This is a genomic window from Pelomonas caseinilytica (assembly GCF_021353235.1).
Taxonomy (GTDB): domain Bacteria; phylum Pseudomonadota; class Gammaproteobacteria; order Burkholderiales; family Burkholderiaceae_C; genus Pelomonas; species Pelomonas caseinilytica.
In genome coordinates this window covers 48,996-66,588 of sequence record NZ_JAJTWT010000010.1, presented here as the reverse complement: position 1 = coordinate 66,588, position 17,593 = coordinate 48,996, and the positions used below count along the sequence as shown (strand labels likewise).

14 protein-coding genes are annotated in these 17,593 nt (G+C 69.8%); 11 read left to right on the top strand and 3 right to left on the bottom strand.

The window, feature by feature from the left end:
- Window positions 1-2: 2 nt before the first annotated feature.
- On the bottom strand, window positions 3-740 hold the full coding sequence (locus LXT12_RS20840) for an SDR family oxidoreductase (protein WP_233394314.1): 738 nt from the start codon (window positions 738-740) through the stop codon (window positions 3-5).
- A 176-nt stretch (window positions 741-916) separates the two neighbouring features.
- On the opposite strand from LXT12_RS20840, the gene LXT12_RS27065 reads away from it, so the two are divergent.
- The 11 genes from LXT12_RS27065 (at window position 917) to LXT12_RS20785 (ending at window position 14,143) form a co-directional block, all read left to right on the top strand.
- Window positions 917-4,006, top strand: coding sequence for a sensor histidine kinase (locus tag LXT12_RS27065; protein ID WP_233394220.1), 3,090 nt, complete (start codon window positions 917-919; stop codon window positions 4,004-4,006).
- The gene (locus LXT12_RS20830; protein WP_255763722.1) at window positions 4,003-5,784 is read left to right on the top strand and encodes a response regulator; all 1,782 of its coding nucleotides are present in this window, start codon (window positions 4,003-4,005) and stop codon (window positions 5,782-5,784) included. The genes LXT12_RS27065 and LXT12_RS20830 overlap by 4 nt, the downstream gene beginning before the upstream one ends.
- Before the next feature lie 727 nt (window positions 5,785-6,511).
- Entirely contained in the window at window positions 6,512-7,138 is a 627-nt protein-coding gene (gene ccmA / locus LXT12_RS20825) for a heme ABC exporter ATP-binding protein CcmA (protein ID WP_233394218.1), read from the top strand.
- Complete coding sequence (ccmB, locus tag LXT12_RS20820; RefSeq protein WP_233394217.1) at window positions 7,138-7,800, top strand: heme exporter protein CcmB; 663 nt, start codon at window positions 7,138-7,140, stop codon at window positions 7,798-7,800. Before ccmA ends, ccmB begins: the two co-directional genes overlap by 1 nt.
- On the top strand, window positions 7,800-8,561 hold the full coding sequence (gene ccmC, locus LXT12_RS20815; protein ID WP_233394216.1) for a heme ABC transporter permease CcmC: 762 nt from the start codon (window positions 7,800-7,802) through the stop codon (window positions 8,559-8,561). The genes ccmB and ccmC overlap by 1 nt, the downstream gene beginning before the upstream one ends.
- A 112-nt stretch (window positions 8,562-8,673) precedes the next feature.
- Complete coding sequence (gene ccmE, locus LXT12_RS20810; protein ID WP_233394313.1) at window positions 8,674-9,093, top strand: cytochrome c maturation protein CcmE; 420 nt, start codon at window positions 8,674-8,676, stop codon at window positions 9,091-9,093.
- Window positions 9,090-11,027: a heme lyase CcmF/NrfE family subunit gene (locus tag LXT12_RS20805; protein WP_233394215.1), complete on the top strand. Its 1,938-nt coding sequence runs from the start codon at window positions 9,090-9,092 to the stop codon at window positions 11,025-11,027. The genes ccmE and LXT12_RS20805 overlap by 4 nt, the downstream gene beginning before the upstream one ends.
- On the top strand, window positions 11,024-11,545 hold the full coding sequence (locus tag LXT12_RS20800; protein WP_233394214.1) for a DsbE family thiol:disulfide interchange protein: 522 nt from the start codon (window positions 11,024-11,026) through the stop codon (window positions 11,543-11,545). Before LXT12_RS20805 ends, LXT12_RS20800 begins: the two co-directional genes overlap by 4 nt.
- Window positions 11,538-11,915, top strand: a complete 378-nt coding sequence (locus tag LXT12_RS20795) for a cytochrome c-type biogenesis protein (protein WP_233394213.1) — start codon at window positions 11,538-11,540, stop codon at window positions 11,913-11,915. The genes LXT12_RS20800 and LXT12_RS20795 overlap by 8 nt, the downstream gene beginning before the upstream one ends.
- Complete coding sequence (locus tag LXT12_RS20790) at window positions 11,912-12,553, top strand: tetratricopeptide repeat protein (RefSeq protein ID WP_233394212.1); 642 nt, start codon at window positions 11,912-11,914, stop codon at window positions 12,551-12,553. The genes LXT12_RS20795 and LXT12_RS20790 overlap by 4 nt, the downstream gene beginning before the upstream one ends.
- A 231-nt stretch (window positions 12,554-12,784) precedes the next feature.
- Window positions 12,785-14,143: a TAXI family TRAP transporter solute-binding subunit gene (locus LXT12_RS20785; RefSeq protein WP_233394211.1), complete on the top strand. Its 1,359-nt coding sequence runs from the start codon at window positions 12,785-12,787 to the stop codon at window positions 14,141-14,143.
- A gap of 276 nt (window positions 14,144-14,419) precedes the next feature.
- On the opposite strand, the gene LXT12_RS20780 is transcribed toward LXT12_RS20785, so the two are convergent.
- Together LXT12_RS20780 and LXT12_RS26960 are read right to left on the bottom strand one after the other, a co-directional pair.
- The gene (locus tag LXT12_RS20780; RefSeq protein ID WP_233394210.1) at window positions 14,420-15,850 is read right to left on the bottom strand and encodes a hypothetical protein; all 1,431 of its coding nucleotides are present in this window, start codon (window positions 15,848-15,850) and stop codon (window positions 14,420-14,422) included.
- A 179-nt stretch (window positions 15,851-16,029) separates the two neighbouring features.
- Window positions 16,030-17,580, bottom strand: coding sequence for a methyl-accepting chemotaxis protein (locus LXT12_RS26960; RefSeq protein ID WP_304622779.1), 1,551 nt, complete (start codon window positions 17,578-17,580; stop codon window positions 16,030-16,032).
- Between the last annotated feature and the right edge of the window lie 13 nt (window positions 17,581-17,593).

Here is a 17,593-nt window from a genome sequence, read left to right as displayed (position 1 = left end):
GGTTAGATGGTGACGCCGCCGTCCACGCTGATCGCCTGGCCGGTGATGAAGCGGGAGGCGTCGCTCAGCAGGAAGACCACCAGCGGCGCGATGTCGTCGACGGTGGCGAGGCGGCCCATGGGCTGGCGCGCGATGAAGTCCTTTTCGGCCTGCACCGGGTCCGCGGCAGCAGCGATCCGGCCGCGCAGCGAGGGCGTGTCGACCGTGCCCGGGCACAGGGCGTTGCACCGCAGACCCTGCTTGACGAAATCGGCCGCCACCGCCTTGGTCAGGCCGATGACGGCGGCCTTGCTGGTGCCATAGACAAAGCGGTTCGGGAAGCCCTTGATCGACGAGGCCATGGAGGCCATGTTGACCACGGCGGCGCCCTCGCCGCTGCGTTCGGCCTGGGCCAGCATGCCGGGCAGGAAGGTGCGCAAGGTGCGCAGCATGCTCTTGACGTTGAGGTCCATGCTGAAGTCCCAGGCCGCCTCGTCGCAGTCCAGCACCGTGCCGTGGTGCACGAAGCCGGCGCAGTTGAACAGGCCCTGCAGCGGCGGCAGGTCGCGCGCCAGCGCCGCGATGGCCTGGCTGTCGCGCACGTCGAGCCGGGCCGTCTGCAGCCGCTCCGAGCCCTGGCACTGCGCAGCCAGGCTGTCCAGGCTCTCCGGCTGGAGGTCGGTCGCGATGACTCGCGCGCCCGCGGCCAGGCAGGCGAGGGCGCTGGCACGCCCGATCCCCTGGCCCGCGGCAGTGATCATGATGGTCTTGCCATCCAGAGCAGATTTGTTCACGGTAACACCCTCAATAGGTCGGACCAGTGTAGGCCATTTTAAGGATGGACCGGTGTTTTGGTATGACCAATCTAGAGGACGATGCCGCCAACGCCTTTCGCGATACGCTCCGACCGTTCTCGCAAGCGGCAAAGGACATCGCCGTGGGCTCATCGACAGGCTCGACACGCAAGCGCCATCTGCCAAGCCTGCTGCTGGCGGCGACGCTGTGCTGCCTGCCGCCTACCGCCCTCGCCGCCGACGCCCCGCTGCAGGTGGCCCAGTACGCCCACACCGCATGGACGGCCCGGGACGGCGCCGTGCCGGGCCTGGTCTTCGCGATGGCGCAGACGCCCGATGGCTACCTCTGGGTCGCCGGGTCATTTGGCTTGTTCCGCTTCGATGGCCTGCGCTTCATGCCTTGGCAGCCGCCCCAGGGCCAGTCGCTGCCGGCCAATCCCTACTCCCTGCTGGTGTCGCGGGACGGCACGCTCTGGATCGGCACTTTCGACGGCCTGGCGAGCTGGAACGGCCGGGCGCTGACCCGCTATCCGCAGATCGGCAACGGCTTCGTCACCTCGCTGGTCGAAGGCCGCGACGGCACCGTCTGGGCCGGCCTGCTCGGCGACAAGGGGCGCCTGTGCGCACTGCGCGCCGCGCAGGTCGAGTGCACGGCGCCGCAGGCGGGCTTCGGCCAGTTCGTCTGGAGCGTGGCCGAAGACCCTTCAGGCGCCCTCTGGGTGGCGGCTGACTCCGGCCTGTGGCGCTGGCGGCCCGGGGCGCCGCAGCGCTTCGAGGCGTCCGGCCAGCGTCTGGGCGACCTGAGCATCGGCGCCGACGGCGAGGTGCTGGTGGCCGTGCGCGGCGCCGGCCTGCTGCGTGTCGAGGGCGACCGGCTGGTGCCTTATCCGCTGCGCAGCGCGACGCGTCCGGCCGAAGCGCTCCCCGACCGCGACATCAAGGCCAACAAGCTGCTGCGTGACCGCGACGGCGGCCTGTGGATCGGCTCCGAGGGTCGCGGCATCGTCCATCTGCAGGAGGGCAGGGCGGATGCCTTTTCCCGCAGCGACGGGCTGTCCGGCAACATCGCCTGCAGCCTGTTCGAGGACCGCGAGGGCAATGTCTGGTTCGGCAGCGACAAGGGCGTGGATCGCTTCCGCAAGCTGCCGGTCACGACCGTTTCCGTGCAACAGGGTCTGCCCAACGAGAGCACGAAGGCCGTGCTGGCCACCGCGGACGGCAGCGTCTGGGTGGCGACCAACGATGGCCTGGCCCGCTGGAAGGACACCCGACTCGTCGTCTATCGACAGGACAGTGGCCTGCCCGATGTGCATGTTCAGTCGCTCTACCAGGATCCCGACGGGCGGCTCTGGGTCAGCACCGGCGGCGGCCTGGCCTACCTGGCCGGCGACCGCTTCGTCAGCATTGGCGGCGTGCCCAGCAAGGAGGTCTACTCCATCACCGGCGACAAGGCCGGCAACCTTTGGCTGTCGGGCAACGCGGGGCTGACGCGGCTGAACCGTGGCCGCTTCGTCGAAAACATCCCCTGGTCGGCCTTTGGCCGCTGGCAGCAGGCCAAGGTCATCGTCGCCGATCGCGGCGGCCTGTGGCTGTCCTTCTGGCAAGGCGGCGGCGTGCTGTACTTCAAGGACGGCAAGGTCCAGGAGACCTACACGGCCGAGAGTGGCCTGGGCGCGGGCCACGTCGCCGGGCTGCGCCTGGATGCCGACGGCGCCGTCTGGGCGGCCACGGAGGAGGGCGGCCTGAGCCGGATCCACGAGGGTCGTATCACGACACTGACCGCCGGCAGCGGCCTGCCCTGCAACACCATCCACTGGTCGACCCTCGACGCCCACGGCTCGCTGTGGATGTACACCGCCTGCGGCCTCGTGCGCATACTCGGCGACGACCTGGCGGCCTGGATCGCCGACCCGCGGCACAAGGTGGCGGCCAAGCTCTGGGACGGCGCCGACGGGGTGCCGCTGCAGGCCCTGACGCCGGCCTACTTCAACCCGCCCGTCGCCATGGGACCGGACGGCAAGCTGTGGCTTGCCTCGGGCATAGACGTGCAGGTGGTGGACCCCGACCATCTTCCGTCCAACCCCCTGCCGCCGCCGGTCCACATCGAGAAGCTCGTGGCCGACCAGGTGTCCTATGCGGTGACGAACGGCCTGCGCCTGCCACCGCGGGTGCGCGACATGACGATCGAGTTCGCCGCCCTGAGCCTCGTCGACGCCAAGAGCACGCGCTTTCGCTACCGGCTCGAGGGGCACGACGACCATTGGCAGGAGGCCGTCGAGCGCCGCCAGGCCACGTACACCAACCTGCCGCCGGGCCAGTACCGGTTCCGCGTCAAGGCGGCGAACAACAGCGGCGTATGGAACGAGGAGGGCGCCGAACTCGACTTCTCCATTGCGCCGGCCTTCTATCAGACGACCTGGTTCGGTCTGACGGTGGTCGCCCTGCTGGCCGGTCTGGCCTGGAGCGGCTTCCAGCTCTGGCTGCACATGCGCATCCGGCGCCTGCACCGGCAGTTCGAGGCGACGCTGGAGGCGCGTGTGGACGAACGCACCCGCATCGCCCGCGACCTGCACGACACGCTGCTGCAGCATTTCCACGGGCTGCTGCTGCAGTTCCAGGCCGCGATGAACCTGCTGCCGGACCGGCCGCGCGAGTCCAGGCAGGTGCTGGCCAAGGCCATCGACCGCGCCGCCGAGGCCATCACCGAGGGGCGCGACACCGTGCACGGCCTGCGCATCTCGACGCTGGAGACCAACAGCCTCGCCGAGGCGCTGCGCGCGCTCGCCGCCGACCTCGCCGGCGAAAACGGCCCGGCGGCGACGGCGCATGTCGAGGTCCGCGGCACGCCGCGGGACCTGCATCCGCTGGTACGCGACGAGGCCTTCCGCATCGCCGGCGAGGCCCTGCGCAACGCCTTCCATCATGCCGATGCCAGACGGATCGACGTCGAGATCCGCTACGACGCGCGGCAGCTCGTCCTGCAGGTGCGGGACGACGGCCAGGGCATCGCCCCCGAGATGCTGCGTGCCGGCGGGAAGGAAGGGCATTTCGGGTTGAGCGGCATGCACGAGCGCGCCGGCCTCGTCGGCGGCGAACTGTCGGTGCGCAGCGAGCCCGGGAAGGGCACGGAAGTGCGGTTGAACGTCCCGGGATCGCAGGCGTACAGTCGATCCACCCCCACGCGACCCGGCCTCCTTCAGAAGATGGCCGCATCCAGAGAGGCCGGTGAATGACCGAAGCCCCGAACCGCATTCGCGTTCTCTGTGTCGATGATCACCCGATCGTGCGGCAGGGCATCGCGACCCTTCTGTCCGTCGAGCCGGACATGGCGCTGGTGGCCGAGGCGGAGAACGGCCGCGATGCGATCCAGCAGTTCCGCACCCATCGCCCCGACGTCACGCTGATGGACCTGCAGATGCCGGGCATGAGCGGGCTCGACGCCATCGGGGCGATCCGCAGCGAGTTCCCCGACGCGCGCATCATCGTGCTCACCACCTATGCCGCGGATTCCCAGGCGCAGCGCGCGCTGCAGGCCGGCGCCCACGGCTACCTGCTGAAGAACGCCCTGCACAAGGAGCTGCTCGACGCCATCCGTGCCGTGCATGCCGGCCGCCACGCGCTGCCCTCGGAAGCCTCGTTCGAGCTGGCCGGGCAGATCGAGGAAGATTCGCTGACGCCGGCCGAGATCAGCGTGCTGCGGTTCATCGCCGAAGGCAACGCCTCACCCGACATCGCCCGCGCGCTCGGGCTCAGCGAGGCCGTGGTCCAAGGCCAGTTGCGCGGCATCCTGTCCAAGCTCGATGCGCTGGACGTCGCCACGGCGGCAGCGCAGGGCCAGCCAGGCGGCATCGTCGAGGCCGAGCGCGCGGCACGCCATGCCGCCGAGGCCGCCAACCGCGCCAAGAGCCAGTTCCTCACCGGCATGAGCCACGAACTGCGCACGCCACTGAATGCCATCCTCGGCTATGCGCAGCTGCTGACCATGGAGGGTGGCCTCAGCCCACGGCAGGCGCGCGGCCTGGACACCATCCACCAGAGCGGCCAGCACCTGCTGTCCCTGATCAACGACATCCTCGACCTCGCGCGAATCGAGGCCGGCCGTGCCGACCTGAATCCGCAGCCGGTGAAGTTGTTCGGCCTGCTGCAGGAAGTGGTCGAGCTGATGCGCGTGAAGGCGGACGAAAAGCACCTCAGTTTCGTCTTCGATGCGAGCCAGGACCTGCCCGAGGCCGTCATGGCCGACGAACGGCGCCTGCGCCAGGTCCTGCTGAACCTGCTGAGCAATGCCATCAAGTTCACCGATGCCGGCGCCGTCACGCTGCGCGCCACGGCCGAGCCCAAGGGCGCGGAACAGCTGCTGCTGCGGCTGGACATCGAGGACACCGGCGTCGGCATGCGCACCGAAGACGTGGAGCGCATCTTCAAGCCGTTCGAGCAGGTGGGCGACACCCAGCGCCGCAGCGGCGGCACGGGCCTGGGCCTGGCCATCACGCGAGCACTGGTCCACGACATGGGCGGTCAGGTGCAGGTGAGCAGCGAACCCGGCCGCGGCTCCCGTTTCCGGGTGGAGTTGCCGTTGCCCCTGGCGCGAGCCGAGCCTGCGGCGCCACGCCAGGCCTCGGGCCTGCTGCGCTACCCGGGGCCGCCACGGCGCGTGCTGGTCGTCGACGACGTGGCCGCGAACCGGGCCTTGCTGTGCGACTTCCTGACCAACGCCGGTTTCGAGGTGGCCCAGGCCAGCGACGGCAGCGAAATGCTGGAGGCCGCACGCAGCTTCCGGCCCGACCTGATCGTGATGGACAGCGTCATGCCCTCGGTCGACGGCGTGGAAGCGACGCGCCAGCTGCGGCGCGACGCCGAGCTGGCATCCGTCCCGGTGATCGCCGTCTCGGCCTCGGCCACTGCCGAGCACCGCGCCGCCTGCCTGGGCGCGGGCGTCAACGTCTTCCTCACCAAGCCGGTGTCGCTGGAACTGCTGCAGACCCACATCGCGGAGCAGCTGGGCCTGTAAGGGGGGGAGCCCGCGACGGGTGGGGCCTGAGGGCCGCGAGGGGCGCGGGAAAGGTGGTTGCCGTAGGCAGGAATGACCACTAAAGGCTACTCGTAAGTCGCTGTCGCGCCTAAGTTTCCCAAAAGCGGTGAACCTTCCCGCTTCACAGGACCTACGAAGCGCGCCTGGCGGCTGGTTAGCCACCGGAAGACCGAATGGCCACTACTTATCAAAGAGAGGCAGGAGCGTTCACTCGGTAGCCAAAGGGCGTTTTTTTCGGGGAGCGCTCTTCGGGGACAACAACTGTGAGTGCTTCGTCAACCGGGCCATGCACGACAAGTCAATCAGCAACCAGGTCATCAATACGGCGATCGGCGTCCTCCTGGTGGCTGGCGCCATTTACGTCCTGCAGAACTCGAAATAGGACTCTCTGGGCATGCCAAGCGCGGTCTACAGCCGTTTCGGCGACTTGGGCACCACATAGCCGTTGCGGCACGCGGCGACGGTTCAAGGCTGTGAGCCGTCGTTCACCAAGGGCCCCTTTCCGGCAGGCGGGTCCATTTCGTGGGTGCGCGCAATGGAGTCCGGGAGAGGGCCAGGTTGCGCCCTTGGGCCTGAAGCGCCTGGGTGAGCGACGTGCGTTGCCGTTTCGCGGTGTGTCCGCCGATGTGATGCCGCCACGCAGATCAAGGAAGCTCCCGCGTTTTGCTTCGTTGGCTCGCGCCGGTCGCGTCTCTAGAGTGCTGGCATGTCGCTCGCTGCCGTCGTTCCCCACCTCGCCCGTCCACCGGCGCTGCTGTTGCAGCAGTTGGTTCAGTCGCGCGGTGGCCGGCTGTTGTTTGACGGGCTGGACCTGGCCCTGCATGCGGGTGACCTGCTCTGGGTGCAGGGGCGCAACGGCGCGGGCAAGACCAGCCTGCTGCGGCTGATCTGTGGCCTCAGCGCGCCGACCGCAGGCCGCGTGCATGTGGAGCAGGGCCTGCTCTACATCGCCCACAAGCCCGGCTTGAAGGATCACCTCACGGTGCTGGAGCAGCTGCGCAGCAGCGCCGCGGTGGCGGGCCGGGCCTGCAGCGAGGCCGAGGCGCTCGCAGCGCTGGCGCCCGTCGGTCTCGTCGACGCGGCCGAGCAGCGCCAGGCGCGCCTCTCCGAAGGACAGCGGCGCCGTGCCGCGCTGGCGCAGCTGTGGTTGCCCCAGGTGCCGCCGCTGTGGGTGCTGGACGAGCCGCTGGCTGCACTGGACACCCGGATGGTGGAGCGCCTGGCGCAACGCCTGGACCGCCATGCCGACGAAGGCGGCTGCGCGGTCTTCACCAGCCACCAGCCGCTGCCGCTGCGCCGTGCGACGCGCTCTTTGCGGCTCGGGGAGCACTGATGTCCGCCCCCCTGCAAGCCGCCGCAGCGTTGGCCCGGCGGGAGTGGGTGAGCCAGCTCCGTCAGCCGGCCGAGTGGCTGACGCCGCTGGCCTTTGTCGTCAGCGTGGTGGCGCTTTTCCCCATTGGCCTCGGGCCTGAGCCCGCACGGTTGCGCGAGCTGGCGCCGGGCCTGCTGTGGATCGTCGCGCTGCTGGCCAGCCTGCTGCCGCTGCCGCGCCTCTTCGCGGCGGACCTGGCCGACGGCAGCCTGGAGCAGTGGTGGCTCTCGCCCTTGCCCCGGCCGCTGGCGGTGGGGCTCAAGCTCGCGGTGCACTGGGGCTGGACGGGCCTGCCCCTGGTGCTGCTGGCACCCTTGCTGGCTCTGGCCTTCGGCGTGGATGACGCCGGCCCGCTGGCCCTCAGCCTGTTGCTCGGCACGCCCGCCTTGACGCTGCTCGGCGGCCTCGGCGCTGCGCTGGTGCTGCACGCCCGCGCCGGTGCCGGCCTGCTGGCCTTGCTGCTGCTGCCGCTGCAGGTGCCGGTGCTCGTTTTCGGCACGGCCGCCGCGCAGGGCGGCAGCCAGGCGGACACGGCCCTGCTGCTGCTCGGCGCGTGGCTGACCCTGCTGCTGGCCCTGGCGCCCTGGGGCACGGCCGCCTCGCTCTCACTCATGCTCGACTGATGACCTCGCCCCATCCCTTCTGGCGCTACGCCAGCCCCGTCCACTTCCTGCCGCTGACCGGCCGGCTGCTGCCCGTGCTGTGGGTGCTGGCCGCTCTGGGCATCGGCGCGGGCCTCGCGCTCGGCCTCTTCATCGCGCCGGCCGACGCCCAGCAGGGCGAGGCCTACCGCGTCCTCTACCTGCACGTGCCGGCCGCGTGGATCGCCATGGTCTGCTACGGCGCCATGGCCTTCTGGGCGCTGTGGGGCCTGGCCTGGCGCACCCGGCTGGCCTTCGTGCTGATGCGCGCGCTCGCGCCCACCGGCGCGCTGTTCGCGGTGCTCACGCTGGTGACCGGCTCGCTCTGGGGCCGGCCCACCTGGGGTACCTGGTGGGTGTGGGATGCCCGCCTCACGTCGGCGCTGCTGCTGGCCTTGCTCTACGTCGGCTTCATCGCGCTGACCGCGGCGGTGGACACGCCCGATGACCCGCGCCGGGGCGACCATGCCGGCGCGCTGCTCGCCCTCGTCGGCGCCCTCAACCTGCCGGTGCTGTACTTCTCGGTGAGCTGGTGGAACACGCTGCACCAGGGCGCCTCCATCGGCCCGCGCGGCAGCGCCATCGCGCCGGAGATGTTGTGGGGCCTGCTGCTGTCCACGGGCGGCTTCTGGGCCTATGCCGCCGCAGCGGTGCTGACGCGTGCGGGCCAGCAGCTGCAGCGGCGGGTGGAGTCCGAGGCGCGCTGGCCGCAGGCCTTGGGGCGTGCAGGGAGTGCCGCATGACTGAACTGTTCGGCGCCCACGCGCCCTTCGTCTGGGCCTCGCTTGCCGCAGTCGCGGTCGGCATCCTGCTCGAACTCTGGAGCCTGAGGAAATGAGCCCGCACGCCCGGGTGATCAAGCCGCGCCACCTGCGGCTGCTCGGCCTGCTGGCCATGCTCGGCCTGCTGGCGCTGGCCGGCGGCCTGGTGCTCAAGGCCTTCCGGCAGAACCTCGTCTTCTTCGTCACGCCCAGCGAGATCGTGCAGGGCAGGGCACCCGCGGGCGGGCGCTTCCGGCTCGGCGGCCTGGTGGCGCCGGGCTCGGTGCAGCGCGCCGGCACCGGCCTGCGCTTCGACGTGACCGACGGCGCCCAGCAGGTGAGGGTGAGCTATCACGGTCCGCTGCCCGACCTCTTCCGCGAGGGCAAGGGCGTCGTCGCGCAGGGGCGGCTCGCGGGGCTGGAGTTCGTGGCCGACGAGGTGCTGGCCAAGCACGACGAGAACTACATGCCGCCCGAGGCCGCCGCGGCGCTGAAGCAGGCATCGTCGCGATGACCGGCGAGTTGGGTCAGTTCGCGCTGCTGCTGGCGCTGGCCGTGGCCGTGGCGCAGGCCGCGCTCCCGCTCGCGGGCGCCCGCCGCGGCGATGCGCGCTGGATGGCGCTGGCCCGGCCGCTGGCGGGCGCGGGCTTCGGGCTCGTCAGCGTGGCGCTGGCGGCTCTCATCGCCGGCTTCGTGCAGGTCGACACCTCCATCGCCTACGTCGCCGCCAACGCCAGCCAGGAGCTGCCGCTGGGCTACCGCATCACCGCCAGTTGGGGCGGGCATGAGGGCTCGCTGCTGCTGTGGGTGTGGATGCTCACCGCCTGGGGTGCGCTGGTGGCGGCCCGCAGCGCGGCGCTGCCGGCGGCCTTCGCGGCCCGCGTGCAGGGCGTGCTGGGCCTGGTGGCCGCGGGCTTCCTCGCCTTCATCGCCTTCACGTCCAACCCCTTCGGCCGCCTGCTGCCCGCGCCGCTCGAGGGGCGCGACCTCAACCCCCTGCTGCAGGACCCCGGCATGGCCGCCCATCCGCCGCTGCTCTACATGGGCTACGTCGGCTTCGCGGTGGGCTTTGCCTTCGCGGTGGCGGCGCTGCTGGAGGACGAGATCTCGCCGCGTTGGAAGCGCTGGGCCCGGCCCTGGGTGCTGGCGGCGTGGAGCGCGCTGACGGCGGGCATCGGCCTGGGCAGCTTCTGGGCCTACTACGAGCTGGGCTGGGGCGGCTTCTGGTTCTGGGACGCGGTGGAGAACGCCGCCTTCATGCCCTGGCTGCTGGGCACGGCCCTCATCCACTCGCTGGCCGTGGCCGAGAAGCGGCCGGGCTTCCTGCGCTGGAGCCTGCTGCTGGCGCTGCTGGCCTTCTCGCTGTCGCTGCTGGGTACCTTCCTCGTGCGCTCGGGCGTGGTCAGCTCGGTCCACGCGTTCGCGAGCGATCCGGCGCGCGGCCTCTTCATCCTGGCGCTGCTGGCGGCGTCGGTGGGCGGGTCGCTGGCCCTCTATGCCTGGCGGGCGCACCGCGCGCCGCCGGTCGAGCGCTTCGCCCTCGGTTCGCGCGAGTCGCTGCTGCTGCTGAACAACCTGCTGCTGGCCACGGCCACGGCCACCGTGCTGCTGGGCACGCTCTACCCCCTGGCCGCCGAGGTGCTCGGCGGCATGAAGCTGTCGGTGGGGGCGCCGTACTTCGACACCGTCTTCCCGCCGCTGATGCTGCCGCTGGTGGTGCTGATGGTCGCCGGCCCTCTCGTGCGCTGGAAGCTGGCCGCGCTGCAACCCCTGCGCCCGCTGCTGCCGCTGACCCTGGCGTCGCTTGCCGCCGGCGCCGCCCTGACGCTGGGCCTGCAAGGCTCGCTGTGGATGGCCGCGGGCCTGGCCGCCGGGCTGTGGGCGCTGGGCGGCACGCTGGCGCTGGCCTGGGAACAGCGCGCGGCCTGGCGCTCGGGCCTGCCGCTGTGGTTGGCGCACGCGGGCGTGGCCGTCTTCGTGCTCGGCGTGACGCTGGTGCGCAGCCTGGAGCAGTCGCACGACCTGCGGCTCGCACCCGGCGAGCAGGCGAGGGTGGGCGGGCATGTGCTGCAGTTCCAGCGCCTGGAGGCGGTGGACGGCCCCAACTACCGCGCTGCCCGCGCCACGCTCGCGTGGCACCGCGGTGGCGAGCCGCTGGTGCTCGCGCCCGAAAAGCGCGTCTACGGCCGCCGCCAGATGGCCATGACCGAAGCGGCCATCTCGCGCGGCATCTGGCACGACGCCTACGTGAGCCTGGGCGACGCCGGTGACGACGGGCGCTGGGCGCTGCGCGTGCAGGTCAAGCCCTTCATGAGCTGGGTCTGGGCCGGCGTGCTGGCCATGGCCGCCGGCGGCCTCTGGGGCGTGGCGGCGCGCCGCCGTCGGGCGCCCGCGGCTCAGGCCACCGAGCCTTCGGCTTCCGTCGTTCCCACCTTGTCCACACCATGAAGCTGTCTGCAGCGCTGCCTCTCGTCGTTGCCGTGTCCCTGGTCGGCCTGCTGGGCCGCGGCCTGCTGCAGCGTGACGCCCGGGCCGAACCCACCTCGCCGCTCATCGGCAAGCCCGCCCCCGCGCTCGAGCTGCAGCGCCTGGCCGGTGACGGCGCGCCGCCGCAAGGCGAGGTATGGGTGCTCAACGTGTTCGCCTCCTGGTGCGCACCCTGCCGTGCCGAGCTGCCCCTTCTGGGCGAGCTGGCCCGCCAGGGCGGCGTGCGCGTCGTGGGGCTGGACTACCGAGACACGCCCGACCTCGGCGCCGCCTTCCTGCAGCGCCACGGCAACCCTTATGCCCTGACGCTGCTCGACCCCCAGGGCCGCGGCAGCCTCGCCTGGGGCGTGACCGGCGTGCCCGAGACCTTCGTCATCGACAGGCGCGGCGTGGTGCGGCTGCGGCACACGGGGCCGGTGACAGCCGAGGACCTGCAGCAGCGGCTGCTGCCGCTGATCGAAAGGCTCAAGCGTGCGTAGCCTGCTCGTCGCCACGCTGATGGGCGCCAGCATGGCGGCCCACGCCGCCGACCTGGACGACCGCGTCGAGCGCCTCGCGCGCGAGCTGCGCTGCGTCGTCTGCCAAGGCCAGAGCGTGGCCGAGTCCAACGCGCCGCTGGCGGTGGACATGAAGGCCGAGCTGCGCGAGGGCCTGGCCGCCGGCCGCAGCGAAAACGAACTGCGCGCCGAGCTGGTGAAGCGTTATGGAGAGCAGGTGCTCTTCCGCCCCGGGCTGCATGCCGGCACGGCGGCGCTGTGGTTCGGGCCACCGGTGCTGCTCGGCCTGGGCGGGCTCGTCTACTGGCGCCAGGCCCGCCGCGAGGCGCAGGGGCAGGAGGACCCCGCATGACCGCCTTCCTGCTGGCCGCCGCCGCGCTCGCTCTGGCCGCGCTGCTGCCCCTGTCCCGCACGCTGCTCGCTGCCGGCCCGGCGCCACGCGCCTGGCGCACCGCCCTCACGCTGGCCATTGGCCTGCCCCTGGCCGCAGCCGGGCTCTACGCCCACCTTGGCCGCCCCGAAGCCCTCGCCCCACCGCTGCCGGAGGCTACGGCGCCCAACCCCGTGCAGCAGATGGTGCAACGCCTGGCTGACCGCCTGCAGCGCACCCCTGACGATGCCGACGGCTGGGCCTTGCTCGCCCGCGCCTACGAGCAACTCGGCCGCCCTCGGGACGCGCTGCCCGCCTACGCCCAACTGGAGCGCCTGCGGCCCGATGACGCCCAGGTGTGGAGCCAGCATGCAGTGACGCTGGCGTTGGTGAAGGGCGAGGGGCTGGCCGGCGAGCCCGAGGCGCTGCTCAAGCGCGCGCTGGCCCTGGACCCCAGGCACGTGCCGGCGCTGGCCCTGCTGGCGGCCGCGGCGCAGGAGCGCGGGGATGCGGCGGCGGCGCGCAAGCTCTGGGCGCGGGTGCTGGCGGAGGCGCCTGAGGGGAGTGAGGTGGCGGGGCAGGCGAGGGAGAGCTTGCGGTCGTTGCGCGACGCGCCGTAGTCGCGGCTGGGGCCGGAGGGCCTGGGGTGCGCTCGCCCGGCAGGGCGAAGGAAGCCGTAACGGTGGGGACCGCATGCCTCGCATACGATGGACCGGTCCTCCATCGGTAAAGGCCCCGCCCGTGCGACGCCTCGGCATCACGACCCTACGCCCCCTTGCGACCGGCACGCCCGCGTGCGCGCGGCTCTGCACGCCACACACCCACAACTTGCCCGCGCACCACGGCAAGCCATGACCCCGATCCAGCCAGGGCATGCCACCCGCCGCCTGCGCCTGCTGCTGCAGACGCTGCGCGACATGATGGTCTCGATGGGTCCGCTGCTGCTGCTCGGCGGCGGCCTGCTGGTCGCAGCGTATGCATGGCTGGACCCGCAGCCCCCGCGCCAGGTGAGGCTGGCCACCGGCCCGGCGGGAAGCGCCTACGCCGCCTTCGGCGAGGGCTATGCCAAGGCGCTGGCGCGCGAACGCATCCAGGTGCAGCTCAGGGCCACCGAGGGTGCGCAGGACGACCTGGCCCTGCTGCGCGCGGGCGAGGCCGACGTGGGCTTCGTGCGCGGTGGCATGGCCGACCCCGCGGCCGATACCGAGGCCGGCATCGTCTCACTGGGCAGCCTGTTCTACGAGCCGATCTGGATCTTCTACCGCCGCGACCTCGCCATCGCACGCCGCCAGCCCGGCGGCGAACTGCAGCGCCTGGCGCAGCTGCGCGGCCTGCGTGTCAATGTCGATCAGGACGGCAGCGGTGTGCCGCAGATCATGGAGAAGCTGCTGGCCCTGAACCAGCTGAAGCCGACCGACCTGCGGCTGTCCAACCTGGCGCCCGACGCCGCCGGCACGGCCCTGCGCCAGGGCCAGCTGGATGCCGCCGTGCTGATCTCCGCCCCGCAGGCCAGCCTGATCCGCGCCCTGCTACGCGACCCCGCCATCGCACTCATGGCCTTCGAGCAGAACGAGGCCTATTCGCGCCACCTGCCGTTCCTTTCGACCGTGAGGCTGCCGCGCGGCGTGGTGGACCTGGCGGCCGATGTGCCGCCTCAGGACGTGCCACTGCTGGCCACCACGACCGCGCTCTTGGCGCGCGAGCAGACGCACCCGGCGCTGCGCCAGCTGTTCGCCCAGGCGGCCCTGGGCCTGCACGGCGAGGCCGGCTGGTTCAACGGCGCGCGCGACTTCCCCAACACCCGCACCAGCGAGCTGCCCGTCAGCGCCGAGGGCGACCGCGCCATCAACGGCACCCCGCCGGCCTGGGCGCGCTACCTGCCCTTCTGGGCCGGCAACCTGCTGGAACGCATGTGGCTGGTGGTGGGCGGCCTGCTGGTGCTGATGCTGCCGCTGTCACGCGTGGTGCCGCCGCTCTACACCTTCCGCGTGCGCTCGCGCGTGTTCCGCTGGTACGCACGGCTGCGCGAGGTGGAAGCCAGGCTGGAAGCCGGCACCCGCGAGCGCGACGCCTTGCTGGACGAGCTGGACGAACTGGACCGCGTGACGCACCGGATCGCGGTGCCGTTGTCGTATGCGGAGGAGCTTTATGCCTTGCGCAACAACATCGAGGCGGTGCGGAGGCGGCTGTTGGCGCAGCGGGGGGTGTAAAGGCACGCTGCCCGATTGATTTACAGGTGTGTCGTTGCTTGCTATCCGCATGCAGGTTTCAGGGCTGCAAATGTTGCCCCTCGAGCCGGGATAGTTTTTGTGTGACTTAGAGCCCGCTTGGTGAGATGGGGCGTTGCAGTGACAGCGATCTTTCGCTTCATCGCCCTCGTCGCACCGGAGATGCCGCTCCGCGTTCGAGTGGACCGCATAGTGCGGCAGGCTCTCAGATAAATCGATGAGTATTTGGCAATTGGCTGTATTGCACCGGTGAATAGATCATCCTTTCGCTACTGCCTCCGGGGCGGGCATCTCCCGCGCCGGAACCATTGGTAAGACGATGAGCCCAACTCCGTTGAGCATGGCTTGCCTACAGGACGATGCAAATGCCTCGTCAGGTTGTTCGGCGAGAAACTGCGCGACCTTGAACAAGTCGCTGGTGGATACCAACGCCGTCGAGGATGAGACGGCGGCACTGATGCACTTTTCGGTGAACTGAGGCTCTCGCTCCGAAGGTCTGGTTAGTCGAAATCCATTTCCAAATAGAACGCCCTTGGCCGGCTTCGCTACTTCGTCGCGCTGAAGATCCTCATGAATGTTCATTGCGAGTTGGCGTAATTTGTCAACGTTGATTGCCTTACTGTCTTTCCCTTCCGCCTCGCCCAACAGCCGCCCCTCGGATGACTGAAACACCACGTCAAACTCCGACTGCGAATCTTTATAGGGTGCTGCCGAGAATCCAAGTTTGATCAGCGCCTCGACGATTGCGCATTCCAGTGGCTTACCCTTCTCATAGAGCAAGGCGCGGAGTTGCCCGGCTGAGCGTAGTGCGGTTTGCTTGGATTCCATTTCACGCTGCGCCGCTTCGAGTCGCCCTTCGGCTTCAAGCAGCTCGGATCTTAGCCTCCGCTCGGGTTCCAGTATGAAAATCGAGTCTGTCGCCCAGTCCGGTTCAGGGGTTACGTCTGCAGCCGCATGGAGCGCTTTGTCCAGCGCAACGATGCAGCTAACTAGCTTCGCGGCAAACTGCTTTGCAGCAGTGGTCCAGACTTGCTCCTTGGCCTGCTGTTTGAAGAAGGAGTCGGGATAGAAATCAATATCGGGAAGAAGTACCAGTGCGCCAGTAGAGCCCTTGCTCCGTAAGATGGTTGCCACTGGCTTGTCGCCGTTCTTGGTGAAGATAAACGGGCGAATAGTGGTCGCAGCGAGTAGGACCTTATACTCCGAGGAAGGTGAGAACTCTGCCCAATACGGTGCCAGCACCTCCGCGCCGAGCGGGGCGAGCTTCATCGCAGTGCCGGTGGCATTGACGGGTTTTAGATCTGCTGGGATGGCGGCATAGTTCGTGTACGGTGCAACGATTCTAGTCGTTTTCTGATTGCGCCCTGTGCCGGAGTACTGTCGCTCACCCGTGTCGATGTATACCTCTTGAACTGCAGAAAGGTAAACAACGACTGTCTTGCCGGTTTCAATTGCCTGCTTGATCTCCCTCCGCCAGTGTTCGCAAGCTTCCTTCAGCTGGAAGGACGAGGAATCGTCTAGGCTGGGCTTGCCCTGGTAATGATCAACATACGCCCCCCAGAACTCATTAATCAGCGGCCTGAAGAGAACAATATCCCAGTCAAGTAGCGAGACCCGAGAACGGAAGTTTTCGTACTTTGTATCCGGCGAGGCTAGGCTAAGGCCAACGGTGAGAATTGATTTTGACATTGTTTGATGTTTACTTGTCTGCCGGCAGTGGTGTGTAAAATAATACGCTGGATCGCTATTTAACAACCATAATCCATGGCGTGATAAGTTCTTATCCGAGATCAGATTTGCCCATATTTTGGCTCGGCAAGCTTGAAGGTGTGCTGCACGCAATATCAACTTACGAGCCTAGCTTCGCCTCACCCAGCCCCCAACCTGAAATGCGCCACCGCCCCCTGCAGCCACCCCGCCTGCTGCTTGAGTGACTCCGCCGCCGCTGCGCTTTCCTCCACCAGTGCGGCGTTCTGCTGGGTCATGCCGTCGAGTTGCACGATGGCGGTGTTGACCTCGCCGACGCTGTCGCTCTGGGAGTGGATGGCGCCGTCGATGTGGCCGATGAGGTCGCGCACCTCGTGGACGGACTGCACGACGCGTTCCATCGTGGCGCCGGCCTCGCTCACCAGGCGCCCGCCGGCTTCCACCTGTTCCACGGAGTTGGCGATCAGCGTCTTGATCTCGCGCGCCGCCTGGGCCGAGCGTTGGGCCAGGGTGCGCACTTCGCCGGCCACCACCGCGAAGCCGCGGCCCTGTTCGCCGGCGCGGGCGGCTTCCACGGCGGCGTTGAGCGCCAGGATGTTGGTCTGGAAGGCGATGCCGTCGATGACGCCGATGATGTCGCCGATCTTGCGCGAGCTGCCCTGGATACCCTCCATCGTGCTCACCACCCGCGCCACCACCTCGCCGCCCTGGCCGGCCACTTCGGCCGCCGCTTCGGACAGCCGGCGGGCCTGCTCGGCCGACGCCGCGCTCTGGCGCACCACCTCCGCCACCTGCTGCATGGCGGCCGAGGTCTGCTCGATGCTGGCCGCCGCTTCCTCGGTGCGGGCCGAGAGGTCGTGCCCGCCGCTGGAGACTTCGCTCGCCGCCGTGGCCACGGCGTCGGCGCCTTCGCGCACCGCGCGCACCGCCGTGTTCAGGCCGGCCTGCATGCGCTGCAGGGCGCGCTGCAGGTCGCCGAACTCGTCTTGCCGGCGCACCTCGAGCCGCTCGCTCAGATCGCCGTCGGCCACCAGGTCGGCGGTACGGGCGGCGGCGCGCAGCGGCACGGTGATGGACTGTGTCATCAGCCAGGCCGTCAGCCCGCCCAGCACGAGGGCCAGGCCCATCATCAGCCATTGGCCCAGGCGCACGGCGGCATAGCTCGCGCTGCTGCGCTGCTGGGCGGCGGCGGCGCCCTGGGTGTTGATCTCGGTCAGCTTGGCCAGCGCCTCGGTCGTGGCGCGGAAGGCCTTGCGCGAGTCGCCCCGCAGCCATTTGCGCGCCTCCTCGGCCTGTCCGTCGGACAGCAGGGCCAGGAGGCGGGGCTGGGTGCCCTTGTACTGCTCGATGGCGGTGGTGAGCCGCTGGAAGGCCTGCGCTTCCTCGCCGGCGGCCAGCGTCGCTTCATAGGCCTTGAGCAGCGGCGGCAGCACCGTCCACTGCTTGGCGATGCGGTCGCCCTCGTCCTTGATGGCGGCGGCGTCGCCGCCCAGCATCATCTGCAGCTCGCCACGGCGCATCTGGTTGAGCGCCTCGTTCACGGCGGCCAGCTGCTGGGTGCTGGGCAGCCAGTTGTCCGACAGGTCCACCACGCTGGCCTGCACCTGCTCGACCTTGTGCAGGGCATACAGCCCCATGCCCAGCATCAGCAGCAACAGCAGCCCGAACGCTCCGCCCAGGCGGGCTCCCACACGCAGATCCGACAGACGCATGCTTTCCTCCCTG